This is a genomic window from Janthinobacterium sp. 1L-D-8-B-C4, from assembly GCF_057291295.1.
Genome location: NZ_JBXAVX010000003.1, coordinates 253803 through 274173 on the forward strand (window position 1 = coordinate 253803; position 20371 = coordinate 274173).

The 20371-nt window shown below is 60.4% G+C and carries 20 protein-coding genes; 14 read left to right on the forward strand and 6 right to left on the reverse strand.

Annotated features, from left to right (window positions below; genetic code table 11):
* Positions 1-61: 61 nt before the first annotated feature.
* From AC0Z42_RS07025 to AC0Z42_RS07040, 4 genes are read right to left on the reverse strand one after another with little or no spacing between them, the layout of a single operon-like run.
* Positions 62-592 carry an RDD family protein gene (locus tag AC0Z42_RS07025; RefSeq protein ID WP_485467520.1) on the reverse strand — a complete coding sequence of 177 codons (531 nt, stop codon included), beginning with the start codon at positions 590-592 and terminating at the stop codon, positions 62-64.
* A complete protein-coding gene (locus AC0Z42_RS07030; RefSeq protein WP_485467521.1) occupies positions 582-1259 on the reverse strand; it encodes a DUF3106 domain-containing protein in 678 nt (225 codons plus the stop codon). The genes AC0Z42_RS07025 and AC0Z42_RS07030 overlap by 11 nt, the downstream gene beginning before the upstream one ends.
* The gene (locus AC0Z42_RS07035) at positions 1259-1663 is read right to left on the reverse strand and encodes a DUF3619 family protein (protein WP_485467522.1); all 405 of its coding nucleotides are present in this window, start codon (positions 1661-1663) and stop codon (positions 1259-1261) included. Before AC0Z42_RS07035 ends, AC0Z42_RS07030 begins: the two co-directional genes overlap by 1 nt.
* Complete coding sequence (locus AC0Z42_RS07040) at positions 1660-2229, reverse strand: RNA polymerase sigma factor (RefSeq protein WP_485467523.1); 570 nt, start codon at positions 2227-2229, stop codon at positions 1660-1662. Before AC0Z42_RS07040 ends, AC0Z42_RS07035 begins: the two co-directional genes overlap by 4 nt.
* A 490-nt stretch (positions 2230-2719) precedes the next feature.
* Between AC0Z42_RS07040 and AC0Z42_RS07045 the strand changes: the two genes are divergently transcribed.
* The 8 genes from AC0Z42_RS07045 (at position 2720) to pssA (ending at position 10773) form a co-directional block, all read left to right on the forward strand.
* Positions 2720-4471 (forward strand): acetolactate synthase 3 catalytic subunit, encoded by a 1752-nt coding sequence (locus AC0Z42_RS07045; protein ID WP_485467524.1) that lies wholly within the window; start codon positions 2720-2722, stop codon positions 4469-4471.
* Between the two features lie 2 nt (positions 4472-4473).
* Positions 4474-4965, forward strand: coding sequence for an acetolactate synthase small subunit (gene ilvN, locus AC0Z42_RS07050; protein WP_065310638.1), 492 nt, complete (start codon positions 4474-4476; stop codon positions 4963-4965).
* 69 nt (positions 4966-5034) lie between these two features.
* Complete coding sequence (ilvC, locus tag AC0Z42_RS07055; protein ID WP_485467525.1) at positions 5035-6051, forward strand: ketol-acid reductoisomerase; 1017 nt, start codon at positions 5035-5037, stop codon at positions 6049-6051.
* 165 nt (positions 6052-6216) lie between these two features.
* Entirely contained in the window at positions 6217-6609 is a 393-nt protein-coding gene (locus tag AC0Z42_RS07060) for a hypothetical protein (RefSeq protein ID WP_485467526.1), read from the forward strand.
* Between the two features lie 179 nt (positions 6610-6788).
* Positions 6789-8024: an MFS transporter gene (locus tag AC0Z42_RS07065; RefSeq protein WP_485467527.1), complete on the forward strand. Its 1236-nt coding sequence runs from the start codon at positions 6789-6791 to the stop codon at positions 8022-8024.
* 150 nt (positions 8025-8174) lie between these two features.
* Positions 8175-8924 (forward strand): SIMPL domain-containing protein, encoded by a 750-nt coding sequence (locus AC0Z42_RS07070; protein ID WP_485467528.1) that lies wholly within the window; start codon positions 8175-8177, stop codon positions 8922-8924.
* 121 nt (positions 8925-9045) lie between these two features.
* Complete coding sequence (locus AC0Z42_RS07075) at positions 9046-9798, forward strand: SIMPL domain-containing protein (protein ID WP_485467529.1); 753 nt, start codon at positions 9046-9048, stop codon at positions 9796-9798.
* Between the two features lie 123 nt (positions 9799-9921).
* Entirely contained in the window at positions 9922-10773 is an 852-nt protein-coding gene (pssA, locus tag AC0Z42_RS07080; RefSeq protein ID WP_485467530.1) for a CDP-diacylglycerol--serine O-phosphatidyltransferase, read from the forward strand.
* 82 nt (positions 10774-10855) lie between these two features.
* Here the strand turns inward: pssA and AC0Z42_RS07085 are convergent, their stop codons facing one another.
* Complete coding sequence (locus AC0Z42_RS07085) at positions 10856-12913, reverse strand: Ig-like domain-containing domain (protein ID WP_485467531.1); 2058 nt, start codon at positions 12911-12913, stop codon at positions 10856-10858.
* Between the two features lie 128 nt (positions 12914-13041).
* A complete protein-coding gene (gene bamE, locus AC0Z42_RS07090) occupies positions 13042-13539 on the reverse strand; it encodes an outer membrane protein assembly factor BamE domain-containing protein (protein WP_485467532.1) in 498 nt (165 codons plus the stop codon).
* A 181-nt stretch (positions 13540-13720) separates the two neighbouring features.
* On the opposite strand from bamE, the gene rpsO reads away from it, so the two are divergent.
* From rpsO to AC0Z42_RS07120, 6 genes are all read left to right on the forward strand, one after another.
* Positions 13721-13990: a 30S ribosomal protein S15 gene (rpsO, locus tag AC0Z42_RS07095; RefSeq protein ID WP_010399743.1), complete on the forward strand. Its 270-nt coding sequence runs from the start codon at positions 13721-13723 to the stop codon at positions 13988-13990.
* A 222-nt stretch (positions 13991-14212) separates the two neighbouring features.
* On the forward strand, positions 14213-16327 hold the full coding sequence (pnp, locus tag AC0Z42_RS07100; protein ID WP_485467533.1) for a polyribonucleotide nucleotidyltransferase: 2115 nt from the start codon (positions 14213-14215) through the stop codon (positions 16325-16327).
* 201 nt (positions 16328-16528) lie between these two features.
* Complete coding sequence (locus AC0Z42_RS07105) at positions 16529-18460, forward strand: methyl-accepting chemotaxis protein (RefSeq protein WP_485467534.1); 1932 nt, start codon at positions 16529-16531, stop codon at positions 18458-18460.
* 167 nt (positions 18461-18627) lie between these two features.
* Positions 18628-18834, forward strand: a complete 207-nt coding sequence (locus tag AC0Z42_RS07110; RefSeq protein ID WP_485467535.1) for a hypothetical protein — start codon at positions 18628-18630, stop codon at positions 18832-18834.
* 77 nt (positions 18835-18911) lie between these two features.
* Entirely contained in the window at positions 18912-19673 is a 762-nt protein-coding gene (locus tag AC0Z42_RS07115) for a GIN domain-containing protein (RefSeq protein ID WP_485467536.1), read from the forward strand.
* A 77-nt stretch (positions 19674-19750) separates the two neighbouring features.
* The gene (locus AC0Z42_RS07120) at positions 19751-20359 is read left to right on the forward strand and encodes a tetratricopeptide repeat protein (RefSeq protein WP_485467537.1); all 609 of its coding nucleotides are present in this window, start codon (positions 19751-19753) and stop codon (positions 20357-20359) included.
* The last annotated feature ends 12 nt before the right edge of the window (positions 20360-20371 follow it).

A 20371-nucleotide genomic window follows, 5' to 3' on the forward strand; every position in this document is an offset into this window, starting at 1 on the left:
ATGATGGCAGAGCCGCCCCGTGTGCTTCAATGATCCAGGTCAAGCGCTTGCAAATAGCGGTTCAGGCAGCCGCTTTCTTGCTTTTCTTGACGGGCGCCGGCAATTGCACGATGCGCGTGCCCAGCAGTTTGTCGTGCAAAAACTGGCCATTGCCGGTAAACAGCGCGGTGGCGGACCATGCCAGCATGCCGATGCCGACCGCCGACAGGGCCTGCCAGTGCTGCAGGTCCAGTACATACGACACCAGGATGCCGGGCAGCAGCCACATCCATGCCAGCACATAGCGGTACGCGGCCACACGCAGCGGCACATGGGCCTGGCCGGGCAGCACCACTTTCAGGCGCCAGGTTTTCATCGCCAGGGTTTGTCCTTCGCGGCTCCATTGATGAATGAAATAGGCGCCCATTACCAGGAAGGCAAGGCACTGGCGCAGGTGTTCGGTGAGCGGCGTATGCGAACCCTGCACGGCCAGTTCAAAGATCAAAAAAGGCAGGAAAAGCACGGCCAGCGCCAGCAACGATTCATACACCATCGAGATCAGGCGCCGCTTGATGGTGGGGATGGTGGTCGAGGCGGCGCTGTTATCGGGCATAGTCGGGCAAGGGGTCAGGCAAAGGATTGGGCGTGGCGGTCGAAGGCGTGGACGGCGGAGCTGGCGGCTGGCTGGCCGGCGCGGCAGGGGCTGGCACGGCTGGCGCGACGATGACGGCGGGCGGACGGATATCGGGCTTGACAACAGGGATCTTGGCGGGCACGGCTTCGGCTGCGAGCTTTTTCTTCTGGTCTTCCGGCAATTGCTGGTACTGCTCCCACTGCGCCGACTTTTGACCGGGATCAATTTTCTTGGCGCGCACATAGTTTTCGCGCACCGTGCGGCGCTGTGCGGGCGTGAGCTTGATCCAGTCGCGCATGCGTTCGTGTACGCGCGCCTGCTCGTCAGGGCTCATGGTGGCAAAGCGATTGGCCATGTCGAGCCACTTCTGCTTGCGCGGCGCGTCGAGCGTGTTCCATTCGCCGGCCAGTGGCTGCAAGGCCGCCTGCTGGGCGCGCGACAGATTGGCCCACTGCGACTTGCCGGCTGCCGGCTTTGCCTGCGCTGCGGCCGGCTTTGCGGCAGGCACGGCCGTGACGGCGGGTGCGGCCGGCAGGGCGTCCTGGTTGGCATACACCCAGGACGCGCCTGCCAGCACGCAGACGGCCAGGCCTGCGCCGCCGATCATCCAGCTTTTGCGTGCCTTGCTTGCGTTGGCGTCAGCCATTATTGCGCGCTTTTCGTCAGGTAGGCGTTGAAGCCGTGGTCCATATAGGCCGACAGCGGCAATTCGTCCGACAGCACGGCGGCGTCCAGTTCGGCCAGTTCGGCGATCTGCTGTTCCTGCTCGAACTGGTAAATGCCGACGCCGCCCAACACCAATACCAGCAGTGGAACGACCACGCTCATGCGGCCCAGCCATGACAGCGGCTCGGCAAACAGATGGGTCGTGATACCGGCCAGCACGTTCTGCCGCGCCACCACGCGCGCCGGCGCATCAGCCTTCTTGCGCGCCATGGCCGCCTTGCGGGCGGCCGCCAGGCGCTCGGTGGTCGAGTCCGGCAGGTCGTCGAGCTTTTCGTTGAGCGCGTGGCGCACTTTGTAAGCGAAATTGAGGTCGTCGGTATTCATAATTGTATTCCCTTGGCTTTCAGCGATTCGGCGAGCGCGTGGGTAGCTCTTGAACAATGTGTTTTCACGCTGCCTTCGGAGCAACCCATCGCCAGTGCCGTTTCAGCCACGTCCATATCCTGCCAATAACGCATGAGGAAGGCTTCGCGTTGACGCGCGGGCAGCTTTTGTACCTCTTCATCAATCAAATCAAGCATTTGCGCGCGTTCGACCTGATCGGCCGAAGATTCTGCGGCGCTCGAGCCCTGTTCCGATGCATACGTCTCCAGTATATCAAAGTCCTCATGCTCGTCGCCCGCTGGTTTCATGCCTGAAAACAGGCTGACCCAGGTGTTGCGCACCTTTTCGCGGCGGAAGTAATCGAGGATGGTCGTTTGCAGGATGCGCTGGAACAGCATCGGCAGTTCGGCCGCCGGTTTGTCGCCGTATTTTTCGGCCAGCTTGATCATCGCGTCCTGCACGATGTCGAGCGCGGATTCTTCCTTGCGTACGGCATAGGCGGCCTGCTTGAAGGCGCGCCGCTCCACATGTTCGAGAAAATCGGATAGTTCTTTGTCTGTTGCCATGCGGTAAGGAGCGAGCCGGTGGCTGCGTGGGCTGTGGGGGGAGGTGCCTGCATTGTGCAAACTGAGCGCATGCTAGCAAAAAATGTGCATTTCCGCATGATTTTTGCACCGCGGGCGCGCAAATATCGGCTTTGGAATACTTTTTCCTTGACCATCATGGTGCGACGCGATAACGTATGGGACGCTTTGAACACCCCAAAGCTCTATGGTCAAGTTGCAACTGGCACACAACGCCACCAGCGACAAGACGCGCTTTCATTTGTAGGCAGTTTGTTCTAACCCGCGCCACAAGCGCGAGCGGTTCGTACAGTCGCCACAGAAACTCCGGCCAAACGAGTTGCGTTAAGCGTTGTTTTGCAAGGTATCTATGGGTGCCCAAAGAAATGTCGTGACCGCATGAAAAGGGAAGCAGGAAGACTGTAGCGTCAGGCGTACCTCGTCAGGAAAGAACATCCGATCAATCTCCAATGGACCTTGAAAGGAATGTTTCATGAATACCGAAGCAAGAGGATCTGCCTCGGGACCGGCCATCGGTCCCATCACCGGCGCGGAAATCGTCGTGCGCTGTCTGGCTGAAGAAGGCGTCGAGCACGTCTTTGGTTACCCGGGCGGAGCCGTACTGTATATCTACGACGCCATCTTCCAGCAAAACAAATTCCAGCATATCCTGGTACGCCACGAGCAGGCCGCCGTGCACGCCGCCGACGCCTATTCGCGCAGCTCCAACAAAGTCGGTGTGGCCATTGTCACGTCCGGCCCCGGAGTGACCAATGCCGTCACCGGCCTGTCGACCGCTTACATGGATTCCATCCCGATGGTCGTCATTTCCGGCCAGGTGCCGAGCCATGCGATCGGCCAGGATGCGTTCCAGGAATGCGACACCGTGGGCATCACCCGCCCCGTGGTCAAGCACAACTTCCTCGTCAAGGACGTGAAAGACCTGGCTGCGACGATCAAGAAAGCGTTCTTTATTGCCCGCACCGGCCGTCCCGGCCCCGTGCTGGTCGATATCCCGAAGGATATCAGCATGCACAAGTGCAATTTCGACTATCCGAAGGAAGTCGAGATGCGCTCCTACCGTCCGGTCGACAAGGGCCATTCGGGCCAGATCCGCAAGGCCGTGCAGCTGCTGCTGCAAGCCGAACGTCCGATGATCTACACCGGTGGCGGCGTGATCCTGGCGCATGCGGCGCCCGAACTGAACAAGCTGGTCGACCGCCTCGGTTTCCCGTGCACCAACACCCTGATGGGCCTGGGCGGCTACCGTGCATCGAGCGAGCAGTTTGTCGGCATGCCGGGCATGCACGGCACCTACGAAGCGAACATGGCGATGCAGAACTGCGACGTGCTGATCGCCATCGGCGCGCGTTTCGATGACCGCGTGATCGGCAACCCGAAACACTTCGCCTCGCATCCGCGCAAGATCATTCATGTCGACATCGATCCGTCGTCGATCTCCAAGCGCGTGAAAGTCGATATCCCCATCGTTGGCAACGTCAAGGATGTGCTGATCGAATTCCTGGCGCAACTGGACGCGGCCGAAGCCAAGCCGAATGTCAGTGCATTGAGCAACTGGTGGAAGCAGATCGCCGAATGGCGTGGCCGCGACTGCCTGAAATACCCGACTTCCGACCTGGTGATCAAGCCGCAATCGGTGGTGGAAAAAGTGTTCCAGATCACCAAGGGCGACGCCTTCATCACGTCCGACGTGGGCCAGCACCAGATGTGGGCCGCGCAATACTACCGCTTCGACAAGCCGCGCCGCTGGATCAATTCCGGTGGCCTGGGCACCATGGGTGTCGGCTTGCCGTACGCCATGGGCGTGCAGATGGCCAATCCGGACGCCACCGTTGCCTGCATCACCGGCGAAGGCTCGATCCAGATGTGCATCCAGGAGCTCGCCACGTGCAAGCAGTATCACCTGACGCCGAAGATCATCATGCTCAACAACCGTTTCCTCGGCATGGTGCGCCAGTGGCAGGAAATCGATTACGGCTCGCGCTATTCTGAGTCCTACATGGATTCGCTGCCCGACTTTGAAAAGCTGGCCGAGGCCTATGGCCACGTCGGCATGAAAATTGAAAAACCGGGCGACGTCGACGGCGCCCTGAAAGAGGCGTTCGCGATGAAAGACCGGCTGGTGTTCATGAACTTCATTACCGACCAGTCCGAAAACGTGTGGCCGATGGTGAAAGCCGGCAAAGGCTTGTCCGAAATGATGCTCGGCTCGGAGGACCTGTAACCATGCGCCATATTATTTCTGTCTTGCTGGAAAACGAAGCCGGCGCCCTGTCGCGCGTGGTGGGCCTGTTCTCGGCCCGTGGCTACAACATTGAAACGCTGACCGTGGCGCCGACCGAAGACGCAACGCTGTCGCGCATGACGATAGTCACCAGCGGCTCGGACGACATCATCGAGCAGATCACCAAGCACCTGAACCGCCTGATCGAGGTGGTCAAGGTGGTGGACCTGACTGAAGGCCAGCATATCGAACGCGAGCTGATGCTGATCAAGGTAAGAGCCGTCGGCAAGGAGCGCGAGGAAATGAAGCGCACCGCCGATATCTTCCGCGGCCGCATCATCGACGTGACCGAAAAGACCTACACGATCGAGCTGACGGGCAACAAGGTCAAGCTCGACGCGTTCATCGATTCGATCGATCGCGCCTCGATCCTGGAAACCGTCCGTACCGGCGGCTCGGGCATCGGCCGCGGCGAGCGCATCCTCAAAGTATAAAAAATTGCAGCACGCGGCCCCGGCCGCACTCCCATACAACGCAGTTAATTAAATTAAATAGGAAATACCATGAAAGTTTTTTACGACAAAGACGCCGACCTCTCCTTGATCAAAGGTAAAAACGTTGCCATCATCGGCTACGGTTCGCAAGGCCATGCCCACGCGCAAAACCTGAACGATTCGGGCGTCAACGTCACCGTCGGCCTGCGCAAGGGCGGCGCTTCGTGGAACAAGGTCGAGCAAGCCGGCCTGAAAGTGGCGGAAGTCAATGAGGCAGTGAAAGCTGCCGACGTCATCATGATCTTGCTGCCGGATGAAAACATCGCCCAGGTCTACAACGAAAACATCGCCCCGCACGCCAAGGAAGGCGCGGTACTGGCCTTTGCCCACGGCTTCAACGTGCACTACGGCCAGGTCGTGCCACGCGCCGACCTCGATGTGATCATGATCGCGCCGAAAGCGCCGGGCCACACCGTGCGCGCCACCTACACCCAGGGTGGCGGCGTGCCGCACCTGATCGCCGTCTACCAGGACAAATCGGGCGTGGCCCGCGATATCGCCCTGTCGTACGCGTCGGCCAACGGCGGCGGCCGTGCCGGCATTATCGAAACGAACTTCCGCGAAGAAACCGAAACCGATCTGTTCGGTGAGCAGGCGGTGTTGTGCGGCGGCGCCGTGGAACTGATCAAGGCTGGCTTCGAAACCCTGACCGAAGCTGGTTACGCTCCGGAAATGGCGTACTTCGAGTGCCTGCACGAACTGAAACTGATCGTCGACCTGATCTATGAAGGCGGTATCGCCAACATGAACTACTCGATCTCGAACAACGCCGAATACGGCGAATACGTGACCGGCCCGAAAGTGGTCACCTCGGCCACCAAGGACGCCATGCGCCAGTGCCTGAAAGACATCCAGACCGGCGAATACGCGAAGAGCTTCATCCTGGAAAACAAGGCCGGCGCACCGACCCTGATCTCGCGCCGCCGTTTGACGTCCGAGCACCAGATCGAAGAAGTCGGCGCCAAGCTGCGCGCCATGATGCCTTGGATCGCCAAGAACAAGATGGTCGACCAGTCGAAGAACTAAGCAGTCTGTTGCACAGCAAAGCCGGCGCAAGCCGGCTTTTTTTGTGCGTACTGCACCGCATATTGGCGATCCGCTACAATCAGTGCCATTCAAAATACCGGTTGAGCCATGCTTGTTTTTTCTAAAGTTTTCGTTGGAAACCTTCATCTCGTCAAGCGCCCTGTGGTGTTGGCCATCAGTTGCTGGTTTCTGATCTTCGGTTCGCTGTCGTCGCTGGTGACGGCCTGGCTGGGCCGCAACGATCCCGCCATGCTGGCGTGGATGGCGCGCAGCGCGATTCCCGTCGAGGCGCAATACGCGATTTTGCTGGCCAGCCTGGGCATCACCCTGGCAACTGCGGTGGCCATGCTGCAAAGGCATCGTGGCGCGCGCATGATCTACGTGGCGTGGGGCGTGATCGACATCGCCATCAGCCTGGCAACCGTGCCCGACAAAACCGTCGTCCTGCCTGGCACACTCACATTTGCAGTGATTTGCGCCGTCCTGTTCAGTCCGAAATCGAATGCCTGGTTTTCGCCGCGCAAGGCAGCCAATGATGCCTCGATGATGGCGGCCTGAGCACGACTGTTTTTCGTGCGCACGCTTTTGGTGCGTTTGCTGTAGAATTCCGCCCTTCCTTTGCAGTTGCGCTCGCAACTGCATCTGTTTCGGTTTCTGCCGACCGCAACGCGCATTACCGCTCCAGGCGAGCACGCCAGGCTCTTTTAAACGCCGCCTGCGCAACCCGAGGTATTCACATGACTGACCGTTTGACCGCCACAGTGCCTGTTTCAGGCCCTGCTGCTACTTCCATTTCGCAACGCTTTCCGCTGGCCGCCTTGCTGGCGCTGGCGATGACCAGCTTTATCGCCATCCTGGCCGAAACCCTGCCGGCCGGCTTGCTGCCGCAGATTGCTCAAGGCCTCGGCATATCCGAAGTCATGACCGGCCAGCTCGTCACGGTATTTGCGATCGGCTCGATCCTGACGGCGATTCCGCTGACCGCCATGACCAGCGGCTGGCGCCGCCGCAAGGTGCTGTTGCTGGCCGTCGTCGGCTTCCTGGTGTTCAATACCGCCACCGCGCTGGCGCCCAATTACATGGTGGCGCTGGTTTCACGCTTCCTGGCCGGCATGGCCGCCGGGCTGGCCTGGGGATTGATGGCCGGCTACGCGCGGCGCATGGTCAGCGTGGCGCAGCAGGGCAGGGCGATGGCGGTCGCCATGATCGGCACGCCGCTGGCCCTGTCGCTGGGCGTGCCGCTGGGCACCTTGATGGGTGGCGTGCTGGGCTGGCGCAGCATCTTTGGCATCATGTCCGGCCTGGCGATCATCCTGGTGGCGTGGATACTGGTGGCCGTGCCCGATTATCCGGGCCAGAAGAGCGGCGAGCGCCTGAGCATCCGCCAGGTCTTCATGACGCCGGGCGTGCGGCCCATCCTGGCGGTGATCGTTGCCTGGATGCTGGCGCATAACATTCTGTACACCTATATCGCACCGTTCCTGGCGCCGTCGGGACTGCGCGCGCGTATTGACCTGGTGCTGCTGGTGTATGGCGTGGGTTCGCTGGCCGGCATCTGGCTGATCAGCAGGCTGATCGACCGCTGGCTGCGCAAGCTGGTGCTGGGCAGCATCGGTGCGTTTGCGCTGGTCGTGGTGGCGCTGGGCATCGGCATGGACAGCCCTGCTGTCATTTATATCAGCATGGCGGTCTGGGGCGTGACCTTTGGCGGCGCCGGCACCTTGTTGCAGACGGCTTCTGCGGACGCGGCGGGCGATGGCATGGATGTGGCGCAGGCGATGGTGGCCACCATCTGGAACGTGGCGATTGCCGGCGGCGGGATGGTGGGCGGCATGCTGCTCGACGCCCATGGCGTGACGGCGTTCCCATGGGTGATGCTGGGCCTGCTGCTGGCGGCGCTGGCGACCGCCTGCATGGCGCGCCGCAGCTTCAAGCCGGGCCGTCGCACGGGTGGGGTTGTTGCAGGCCACTAAAGTGTGTCCGGATGTGAGCAGCGGAGACAAAGTGTGACGATTTGTTAATTTGCGCCACGGCAAATTTGTGGACGTTAGAATCAGGCTAGTTCAATAAGCAACAGGGCTATACAGACCCTGTTTGCAGCCAACCACCGAGGAGTCGTACCCATGATCAAATCCGTACTTGTTGCCGCCGCAGCCACCGTTGCCCTTTCCGCCCAGGCGCAAACCTTGCCGACTACCGGCACCCTGGTGGTCGTGCCCGCCTTTGGCGAGGTCAGGCATGCCAATGACCAGGTGGTCGCCACCCTGGCCATCGAAGAGCAGGACAAGGACAAGGCCGCCGCCGCCTCGCGCGTCAACCAGAAGATGAACAAGGGCGTCGCCATCGTCAAGCAGGCCGATCCGTCGGCGGTGCTGAAATCGTACGGCTATTACACCTATCCCGTGTATCCGGAAGACCGTCCGCTGCCAGCCGGCGCCGTGGCCAAGCCGCGCGTGCCGACCGCCTGGCGCGTCGGCCAGTACCTGGAAGTGACGACCGCCAACCTGGCCAGCCTGCCGAAAACCGTGTCGGCCGCCCAGGGCGTGCTGACCCTGAACGGCCTGAACTTCGGCCTGAAGCCGGAAACCATCCGTTTGCTCGACGACCAGCGCATTGCCGCCACGTATAAAAACCTCAACGAGCGCATCGCCTCGATCGCGCGCGCCATGGGTCGCAACGTGTCGGACGCCGTGCTCGATACGGTGGACTTCGAAGGCTCCGGTAATTACGCTGGCGAAAGCCGCGCCGCCGCCCCCGCGCCGATGATGATGCGCAGCAAGATGGCCGATGATGGCCAGGTGGCCGAACCAAGCTTCGAGCCGGGCGAAACCACGCTCGACATGCGCCTGGTGGGCAAGGTGAAGTTCAAATAATTTCGGCATGGCGATATTGGCGACAAAGTAAATATTTCCACGTTAGAATGACTTACTAAAAAATCATGGGGCTATTTGGCCCCATGATTGTTTTTGCCGCCACCATTTGAAAGGGTTTTTCATGACTGTCCTGAAATCGCTGCTGTTTGCCGCGACTGTGTCCACCGCTGTTACCGTCCACGCGCAAGGCCTGCCCACCGCCGGCACCCTGGTGGTGGTGCCTGCCAGTGGCGAAGTGGTGCATGTGAATGACCAGGTGATCATTACCCTGGCGATCGAGGAGCAGGACAAGGACAAGGCGGCGGCCGCCTCGCGCGTGAACCAGAAGATGAACCAGGGCGTGGCCATCGTGAAAAAGGCCGATCCGCAGGCCGTGCTGAAAACCCAGGGCTATTACACCTATGCCGTGTACCCGGAAGCGACGCCCTTGCCGGCCGGCAGCGTGGCCAAACCAAGGCTGCCAACCGGCTGGCGCGTGGGCCAGTATTTGCAGGTGAAAACCACCAACCTGGCCGCCTTGCCGAAAACGGTGGCGGCGGCGCAGGCGGTATTGACCCTGAACCGCCTGAACTTTGGCCTGGCGCCCGAGACTATCCGCAAGCTCGACGATGAACGCATCGTGGCCGCCTATAAAAACCTGAACCAGCGCGTGACGTCGATTGCCGGCACCATGGGCCGCAATGTCAATGACGCGGTGATCGAGACCATCGATTTCGAAGGCTCGGGCAATTATGCGCAGCGCCTCAATGTCACGGGCTCGGCCAATCTGCGCGCCGCGCCGAAAAGCGAGGGCGTGCAGGTGGAAGAGCCGAACTTTGAGCCGGGTGAAACCAGTTTGAGCCTGGGCCTGGTGGCAAAGGTGAAATTCAAGTAAAGCCTGCTGGCGCAGCACGGCTTTTCTTTGGCCTTGTCTCCTCTATAATGGCAATACCGGCGCACCGAAGCAGGTGCGCCTTTCGGTTCCGATTACCCTGCAGCACACAAGAAATGGATCAACATGGCAAACTTCCCCCGTCGTCGAGGCAAGAACGGCAACCCGGCAACATCGAAGGCATCGCGCTTCAGTAAATTCGTGCGGGTGCCACCGGCCGATGGCGCAGGCAAGAAAACCTTGCGCCGCCGTGGTATTTACCTGTTGCCGAATGCCTTTACGACGGCGGCCCTGTTCTGCGGTTTCTACGCCATCGTGATGGCCATGAACCAGAAATTCGAACATGCGGCGTGGGCCATCTTTATCGCCATGATCCTTGACGGCCTCGATGGCCGCATCGCGCGCCTGACCAATACCCAGAGCGAGTTCGGCGCCCAGTACGACAGCCTGTCCGACATGGTGTCGTTCGGCGCCGCGCCGGCGCTGGTAATCTATGAATGGTCGCTGCGAGGCATGGGCAAACTCGGCTGGCTGGCCGCCTTCGTGTATTGCGCCGGCGCCGCGCTGCGCCTGGCCCGCTTCAACACGAATATCGCGGTAGTCGACAAGCGCTTCTTCCAGGGCTTGCCCAGCCCGGCGGCGGCAGCCATGGTGGCCGGCTTTATCCTGATGATGAATGACCTGCAGTTTGCAGGCAATCAACTGGCCTGGGTCTCGTGGGCGATTGCCCTGTTCGCTGGCCTGACGATGGTTACCAATGTGCCGTTCTACAGTTTCAAGGACGTCAACTTCCGCAAGTCGGTACCGTTCATCGTGGTGTTCCTGCTGGCGCTGTTCTTCGCGCTGATCTCGATCGATCCGCCGAAAGTGCTGTTCCCGATCTTTGTTGCGTATGGCCTGTCAGGCTATGCCGTGTTCTTCTGGCGCATGGCCAAGGGCAAGCCGGTCAGCATTGTGCAGACCGATCACGAGCATTAATGCGGACGGTGGGCGCTGGCTCACCGTCCGACCCATCGCTTGATACAGGCGCCCATGCTTCTGGCATCGCGGCGCCTGTTTCTTATTTGCGCAAAGGCATATCGCTGCCGTAGCGTATGGACACTTTATTGACTGTGCCGCCTGCACAATTTTCATCAAGGTCAATCGCGACCTTGGAAAGATTGCCGGCCGTATCCAGGGCGAAATCAAGGACCCGGAAGTTGCCGTTGGAAGACGAGCAGCTGTACTCGCCGAGATAGCGGCCGCTGACGCCATCGCTGTTGCCTGTTCCAAAAGAGGCGGACAGTCCCGCCTGCCAGCGTAGCGTGCCAGGCAATCCCAGCAAGAGTCGCTGCATGGTCTTGGTCGACCCAATATCGATGGCATTGATGTCGGCGACATATCGCGCATAGGGAGGCGCGGCGGTGGCGGCATTGCTGTCAATTGTCACCTTGCCATTGCCGCTACTGTAGCTGAAGACCAGTGCTGTCGACAGGTCTGTCAGGACATCGATACTGAATTGCTGTTTGTCTGTCTCATTCGCAGCATTGCTTACCGTCAATTCGATGACCGCCACACCTTTGGCCGGGGCGGCGGTCGACAAGGTCAGGCGCGCGGCGGCGGGATTGGCGATGGTCAGCGCTGGTCCGGATAGTTGTCGCCATTGCAGGCTGCTGACGGGGCTGCCATTGGCCGATGATTTGCTGGCATCAACGGTCAGTGTCGCGCCAGGACCGAGCAATAAAGCGGGGCTATCCAGCATGTCGATGCTGGCGCTGATGGTGCGCTTCACTTTGACTTCGACCGTGCCGAACGGGGTAGACAGCCCATTGCCTGCGTTGTCGCGTACCGAATCCGGCGCCATGCGATCGAACACCAGGTTATAGGTGGCGCCCGCCTTCAACTGGCTGGCCGGCTTGACTGTCAGCATTGCGCCATTCTGGCTGACAATGCCTGGAATGCTGACAAAACCGCTGCCGACCTCGCGGAACTGTGCGTCACGCAGCAATGGCGTTCCCAGAGTGCGGGTATAAGTCCATGTCAGGGCGCCGTTGGGCGCCATATTGGCCGTATCCGGCTCAATCAAGACCTTGAAGCTGGCGGGCAGATCGGGCTTGGTGGTATAGGAGGCGAGGCTGGCGTTTTGCGCCAGCCAGGAGCCACTGCTCCACAAATAGCCCGTGCCCGACGAGGGCAGGGAGGTGACGACCGTGTCGCCTAACAGCACATTGAAGTTGTTCATGGCCGGATTGGGATTGACACGCAAGCTTGCCTTGCTGTTGCCGGCTCCTGTCACCGTCAGCTCCCCTGCGTCGGGCAGCGTGTCAAACCAGGAGCGCAATGGCGTCGTCGTGCTGACATCAATGCTGCCGCCCAGAAGATTGCTGGCCAGCCGGTAACGCATGCTGGTGGTGGCGCGCGCCGTATCGATGCGTAGCTCATGCTGGGCATCGAGCGCCGTGATGATGTCGGTTTTGGTGACGGCGCCATCTGTATACACCATGTTAAAGGCCTGCACGTCGGAAGAGACGCGCAGCAGCTTCGACACTTCACCGCTGGCATAGTCAAAGCGCAGGCTGCCGCCAAGTTCTTCACGCGGTATCGACGTATGGTCGCCAAAGCCGGGCGAGAAACTCAGGGTGCCGCTCAGCTGCTGGCCATTGGCTGGCGTGGCAAATGTTGCACTCATGGTGCCGTCGACAATCCCGTCAAGTTCCTTTGAGTAGCAATAAGCGTAGGTAACAACGAGCTTGTCGCCCGCGCTGACGCGGGCGTTGCCATCGTTGTCGCTGAAAATGATGGTTTGGGAGCCGTTGCTGCCGCAGGGCTTTGTCAGGGAGCTGCTGGAAGTTGCCGTCGCCGCCAGATCGATGGTCATCTGCGCCGCGGCCAGCGCTATCGCGGCGTTGCTGAATGCCAGCACGCTTGCCGCCTCGGCATTATTTGCCGTTATTGACAGCGCCGTCTGAGCACTGCTGGCCGGCGGCGTCACCACCACCGGTGGCGTGACGGGAGATTGTGCTTCGCCCCCACCGCCACCGCCACAGGCGCTCAACAGGGAGGCCAGCAGGACGGTGAGAGTAAAGCTGATGTGGGCAGGGCCATGCGAGCGGCGCTGCAGGTGCTGGTGATGCGGCATATGCTTCCTTGTATGCAATGTGAATGGCGGACTTTCATGTCAAACCGCCGCAAGTTCCTGGTCGAACGAGTAATTGTCGATTGGAAACTTACATTTTGTCACATATGTAAACAAGGCAACAGTATGTATTACCAGAAAAACCTTCTTTCCTCCTTGTCCGGATCTGGCCCATTCATCATCTGGCGCACGATGCCGGCCTGGTCGAAATGCACGTGCATCATCGAATCCCACACGCCGGACTCCTTGTAGCGGTACGACCATACGTAGAGCTTGGGTAGTGCCAGGTACGATTTCTCGGTTGGCCGGCCCAGCAGGTGCAGCACATCCTCCTGGGTCGAGACGCCGATCTTCACGCGCGCAAAGCCCGGCGCATCCAATACCTGTTCGTAGGAAATCAAACGCTGGTCGGGGCCGAAGCGGGCCATCCATGTGCTCTGGCCATACGGCCCGGTGGCGTATTCGAGTTCCGGGCCGTCGGGCAACTGGTAGATATTGGTCGGTGGACCCAGGCGCGCTTCGATGGCGGCGCGCGATTCGCCCGGCTGTGGCGGCGGCCCACCCATATTGGCGCAGGCTGCCAGCGCCAGGGGTAGTAGAAGCGTTGCTATTTTGAATGCTTTTTTCATGGTTCGACTCCGAAAGACCGGAAAATCCTATCATGCACCGAGAAAAGCGCGCACGACTGGATACAGGCAGGCGTTTTTCCGATATACTTGCGCGTCTGGTTTGAGCTCAAGCCAGTTTTTTTAATCGTAGTTCACGGTGGATAGGGTTCAGACTCTGTGCACCGCATGTGAAAGGTTTATCATGACAGTAGAGAACATCAACAAAGCCGCTATCATCGCGGACAACGCACGTGGTCAAAACGACACCGGCTCCCCTGAAGTGCAAGTTGCACTGCTGACCGCTCGTATCAACGAACTGAACGGCCACTTCAAAGCCCACTCGAAAGATCACCACTCCCGCCGCGGCCTGATCATGATGGTCAACCGTCGCAAGAGCCTGTTGTCCTACCTGAAGGCCAAAGACGCTACCCGTTATCGTGACCTGATCGCTAAACTTGGTCTGCGCAAGTAATTTTTGCCGTACAAGGTTTATACAGAAATGCCTGCGCCAGTTCGCTGTCGCGGGCATTTTGTCATTTGAAATTCCGAATTTATTCCCGTAGATACAGTATTCTATGCGGATGACCATGTTTTAAAAGCAAAATAGCAAAGGCGGCAAGTGTGACTCCGCCGCCTGTGGTGAGGTGAACGACAGCCCCTGAAAATCTGTCGGCAAATAGAAAAGGGATACCCCATGTTTAATAAAGTTACGAAAACCTTCCAGTACGGTCAACATCAAGTGACCCTGGAAACCGGCGAGATCGCACGCCAGGCATCCGGCGCAGTGCTGGTGTCGATCGAAGATACCGTCGTGCTGGCAACCGTGGTGGCACGCAAAGATGCCAAGCCAGGCCAGGATTTCTTCCCTTTGACAGTAGATTATGTTGAGAAAACTTACGCTGCCGGTAAAATCCCGGGCGGTTTTTTCAAGCGTGAAGGCCGTCCTTCCGAAAAAGAAACCCTGACGTCGCGCCTGATCGACCGTCCTATCCGTCCTTTGTTCCCTGAAGGCTACCTGAATGAAGTGCAAGTCATCATTCACGTGCTGTCGGTCAACCCGGAAATCGATCCGGACATCGCCGCCATGATCGGTGCCTCGGCCGCCCTGTGCGTGTCGGGCGTGCCATTCAACGGCCCGATCGGCGCCGCGCGCGTCGGCTACGCCAACGGCCAGTACATCCTCAATCCGACGGTGCAGCAGCTGAAAACCTCGGAAATGGACCTGGTTGTCGCCGGTACCGAAACGGCCGTGCTGATGGTCGAATCGGAAGCGAAACAGCTGTCCGAAGAAATCATGCTGGGCGCCGTGGTGTTTGGCCATGACCAGATGAAAGTTGTCATCGACGCGATCCACGAGCTGGTGCGTGACGGCGGCAAGCCGGAAGTCGAATGGGCGCCTGCGCCGAAAAACGAAGCACTGATCGCACGCGTGGCCCATTTCGCCAGCGCCAAGATCAATGATGCGTATCAGACCAAGGACAAGCAAGAACGTACCGCCAAGCTGAAATCGGCTACTTCTTCAGTGATCGCCGAGCTGACGGCCGAAGCGGCTGCCAACGGCGGCGCATCGATCGACAGCGCTGAAGTCAACAACATCCTGTTCGACATCGAAGCGAAAATCGTCCGCACCCAGATCCTGGACGGCGAGCCACGCATCGACGGCCGCGACACACGCACCGTGCGTCCGATCTCGATCCGCACCAGCGTGCTGCCACGCACCCACGGTTCCGCATTGTTTACTCGCGGCGAAACCCAGGCGCTGGTCGTGGCAACGCTGGGCACCGCCCGCGACAGCCAGAAGATCGATGCGCTGATGGGCGAATTTACCGATTCGTTCATGCTGCATTACAACATGCCTCCGTTCGCCACCGGCGAAACCGGCCGTGTCGGCACCCCTAAACGCCGCGAAATCGGCCATGGCCGCCTGGCCAAGCGCGCGCTGATCGCCGCCTTGCCAGCCGCCGAAGAGTTCAGCTACTCGGTGCGCCTGGTGTCGGAAATCACCGAATCGAATGGTTCCTCGTCGATGGCATCGGTGTGCGGCGGCTGCCTGGCACTGATGGACGCTGGCGTGCCGATGAAAGAGCACGTGGCCGGTATCGCCATGGGCCTGATCAAGGAAGGCGGCAAGTTTGCCGTGCTGTCCGACATCCTGGGCGACGAAGATCACCTGGGCGACATGGACTTCAAGGTAGCCGGTACCCGCAACGGTATCACCGCGCTGCAGATGGACATCAAGATCATGGGCATCACCAAGGAAATCATGCAAGTGGCGCTGGCGCAAGCCAAGGAAGGCCGCGAGCATATCCTGGGCGAAATGCAAAAAGCCATGCCGCACGTGAAAACCGAACTGTCCGATTTCGCACCGCGCCTGATCACCATCAAGATCAACCCGGAAAAAATCCGTGACGTGATCGGCAAGGGCGGCGCCGTGATTCGCGCGCTGACCGAAGAGACCGGCACCCAGATCGACATCAGCGACGAAGGCGTGGTCACCATCGCTTCGGTCGACGCTGCTGCCGGCCAGGAAGCCAAGCGCCGCATCGAAGAGCTGACCGCCTCGGTCGAAGTGGGCAAGACCTACGAAGGCACCGTGTTGAAACTGCTGGACTTCGGCGCCATCGTGCAAGTCATGCCAGGCAAGGACGGCCTGCTGCACATCTCGCAGATCGCCAACGAGCGCGTCAATGCCGTCGCCGACTACCTGAAAGAAGGCCAGCTGGTCCGCGTCAAGGTGTTGGAAACCGACGACCGCGGCCGTTTGAAACTGTCGATGAAAGCTGCCGAAGGCGAAGCGCCAGCAGCGTAATAGTCAGTATCAAATATAGTATCAAGCAGCGCCGGGCTAGCCCGGCAAGCTTGTCAAAACCGCCAGCGCGCAAGCCCTGGCGGTTTTTTTATCGTTATTTTTGTTGTTTCACGGTAATCGAGAGTCGGTATTTCTTGACGGCAAAATAGTAATCGCTGACGATGGCGCATCCCCTTTGATTTCCTTTTTATTGGATGCCCCATGTTGTCCTCCCTCAAGGCGCGCTTGATCGCGATCGCCGTTTCCATCGTCGTGCTGGCCATGCTGGCTGTCGCCATCGCCAACTTTTTCACCACCCGCAGTAGTACCCTGGCCGCGCTCGATACGCAGATGTTGCAGCTGTCGCACAGCCATGCAGCCGCGATTGGGGAATGGCTGCGCGCCAAGCAGGCCGTGGTGGGATCGATGAAGCTCGGTGCGCAAGACGCCGATCCGTTGCCATCGCTGAAAGCTGCCGAGCAGGCCGGCATGTTCGACATGGCCTATATCGGCTTTGCCGACAAGCATGCCGTCTTCTCGCAGGAACGCAAGCGCGCGGCCGACTATGATCCCACGGCGCGCCCCTGGTACAAGCTCGCAGCCGATGCGGGCACCCCTGTCATCACGGCGCCATATATCGCCGCGAGCACCGGCAAGCTGGTGGTGACGTTTGCCGAAGCACTTGGTGGCAAGGGCAGCGTGACGGGCGTGCTGGCCGCCGACGTGATGATGGACATGGTGGTGCAGAACGTCGCCTCGATCAAGCCGACGCCAGCGAGCTACGCCTTTCTGGTCGATGGCGGCGGCAAGATCATTGCCCATCCGGACGGCAAGCTGACCCTCAAACCCTTGTCCGACCTTGACAGCAAACTGACGGCGCAGGCGCTGGCCGATATCGAAAAGAGCGGCGATGGCGCCGATATTCGCCTGGGCGAGCGCGACGGCATCTTGCATGTCAGTAAAGTGCCCGGCAGCGACTGGCTGCTGGCGACCGTGCTGGACCGCGCCGAAGCGACACAGGCGCTGTCGGCCATGTTGCGCGCCTCGGCATTGACGGCCTTGCTGGTGCTGATTCTGGCCGCCAGCGTGCTGGCCGTGATGGTGGCGCGCGCCTTGCGCCGCCTGGGCCTGGTGCGCGACGCGCTCGATGCGATCGCCACCGGCGACGGCGACCTGACCAGCCGCCTCGATGCCACTGGCACGGACGAGCTGGCGCAGATCGCCAAGGCCTTCAACCTGTTCGTGGAAAAGATCGCCACCGTGCTGGTGCAGATCCGCAGCATCAGCGCCCTGGTGCGCAGCGAGTCGGCCGATATCGCGGCCGGCAATGCCGACCTGTCGTCGCGCACGGAAGCGCAGGCCGGCGCACTGGAAGAAACCGCCAGCTCGATGGATGAACTCACTTCCACCGTGAAGCAGAATGCGGAAAACGCGCATGCGGCCAATGAGCTGGCCGTGTCCGCTTCGCAAGTGGCCGCCAAGGGCGGCGCGGTGGTACAGCAGGTGGTGGGCACCATGGCCGGCATCCAGGAAAGCTCGCGCAAGATCGTCGATATTATCGGCGTGATCGACGGCATCGCTTTCCAGACCAATATCCTGGCGCTGAATGCGGCCGTGGAAGCGGCGCGCGCCGGCGAGCAGGGCCGTGGCTTTGCGGTGGTGGCCTCGGAAGTACGCAATCTGGCGCAACGCTCGGCCGGGGCGGCAAAGGAGATCAAGGAGCTGATCGGCGATTCGGTTGAAAAAGTCGGCGCCGGGGGGCGCCTGGTCGATGAAGCGGGCCAGACCATGAGCCAGGTGGTAGCGTCGGTGCAGCAACTGGCCGCCATCATGAGCGAGATCACGGTGGCCAGCCGCGAGCAGAGCGCCGGCATCGGCGAGATCAATACGGCCGTCACGCACATGGACACCATGACGCAGCAAAATGCGGCGCTGGTGGAGCAGGCGGCCGCTGCCGCCGAAAGCCTGCAGGAGCAGGCGGTCGATCTGGCGCAGGCGGTCGGCATGTTCCGCCTGGGCGATACGGTCGCTGCCACGCCAGTGCCGCCTGTCGTCAGGGCGCGTCCCGCCGTGGCCAAGGTATTGCCTGCCGCCCGTGCAGCGAAACCCCTGAAGGCGTCGAAACCTGCCGCCGACGAATGGGAAGAGTTCTGATGTAGATCGAATGTTTGCGCGCTCTTGGCTTTTGCGCGCTCATCGGCGATTTTGTCCGGCCATGCCGCCAAAATTGCAGTTCGTCGCAATCGGCGTGTCTGGCGCAGGCGGTATGGCTATAGTGATCACATACCGCAACCAATGCCAGACACCCCGAGGAGATCAACATGAACGTCGCCAAACACATGGAAGCCATCGTCATCGCCGCCGCCGTCCTGCTCGGCGCCAGCTGCTACCCCACCGCGCCTGCGCCCACCTTGCAAGTGGCGCATTCGAGCATGCAATCCACCTCCGCCGCCAACGTGCCTGACGCGCATATCGTGCAGGTCAAGGCCAAGCGCCTCACGGCTATTGAAAAAGCCTTCTTCGCATAAGTGATTGCCAGCAATATTTGCCGCTGCTAGAGTGGCCGCTTGCCGTCGCACATAAAAACAAGATACCGAGGAATACGATGAAAAAAACCCTGCACTTTGCGCTGGCTTTCCTGGCCACCTTTGGCCTGCTGCGCGGCGTGTCCGCCGAACCGCGAACCCTGGAAATGCGCACCGTCGATGCGCGCGTGGTGCGTGTCAAGCTCGATGGCGTGATGGAAGTACGCATACGCCAGGGCAATGTCGCGTCGCTGAGCATCACGGCCGACAAGCGCTATATCGCCGACATCAGCACGGCGCAAAGCGGCGACACATTGCATATCGAAACGGAAGTGCGTGGCTTCAAGCTCAATCCGGGCTCGATCCGCGCCGACCTGGTCTTGCCCAATCTGCGCGAAGTCAGCTCGGAAGGCTTCGGCAGCACCGACGTGTCCGGTTTTACGGGTGACGAGCTGACCTTGTCGCTGGAAGGGGCGGGCAGCGTGAAAGTGGTGGGCGACTACCGTAAATTGCGCGCCACCCTCGGTGGCGTGGGCAGCATGCAACTGTGGATCGGCAATAACGACAAGGCCGAACTCGACCTGCAAGGGGCCGGTTCGGTGGTGCTGGGCGGGCACGGAAGGGTGCTCAAGGCGTCCCTGGGCGGCCTGGGCAGCTTGAATGCGCAACAATTCGAGACCGATGCGGTCAATCTGGACTTGAGCGGCCTGGGCAACGCGATTGTCAATGCCCGCAGCAATGCCAAGCTGAGCCTGAGCGGACTCGGTTCGGTAGTGGTGTATGGCAAGCCGGCCAACCGCGATGTCAGCGTCGACGGCCTTGGCAAAGTCAGCTGGAAATAATAAGGAAATAATAAGCAGACTGCGCCGCGCTGCGCAGCCAGGACAAGAAAAAAGCAGTCAGACCCCATCCCATTCCGATGAAAAAACTGATCATTACACTACTCGTGCTGCTGGCTTTCCAGCAGAGCGCACGGGCCGGCTTTACCGAAGGCGCCAGTGCCTACAACAACAAGAATTATGCCCTGGCTTACAAGGAGATTTTACCGCTTGCCAAGACCGGCAGTGCGGACGCCCAGCATTTGCTGGGCCTGATGTATTACATGGGCCGCGGCTTGCCGCAAGACTATAAACAGGCCATGTTCTGGCACCGCAAGGCGGCCGACCAGGGCAAGGCCGATGCGCAATATGTGGTCGGCGCCATGTATTATACGGGCAACGCGGTGTTGCAGGATCACAAGCAGGCCGTGGTCTGGTTTCGCAAGGCGGCCGAGCAGAACCATGCCGAAGCGCAACAGGTGCTGGGCCTGATGTACCGCTATCAAATGGGCGGGGTGCAGCAGGACAACGTGATCGCCTACATGCTGTGGAACCTGGCTGCGGCCAACGGGTCTGCCAACGCGGCCGACCAGCGTGCCGCCGTGGTGCGCAAGATGACGCACGAGCAGGTGGAGGAAGGGCAGGCGCTGTCGGCGAAATGGAAGCCCGGCACGCCCTTGCCGCGCACCTCGAAAACCGGCGCAGAATAGGCGCGCCTGGCC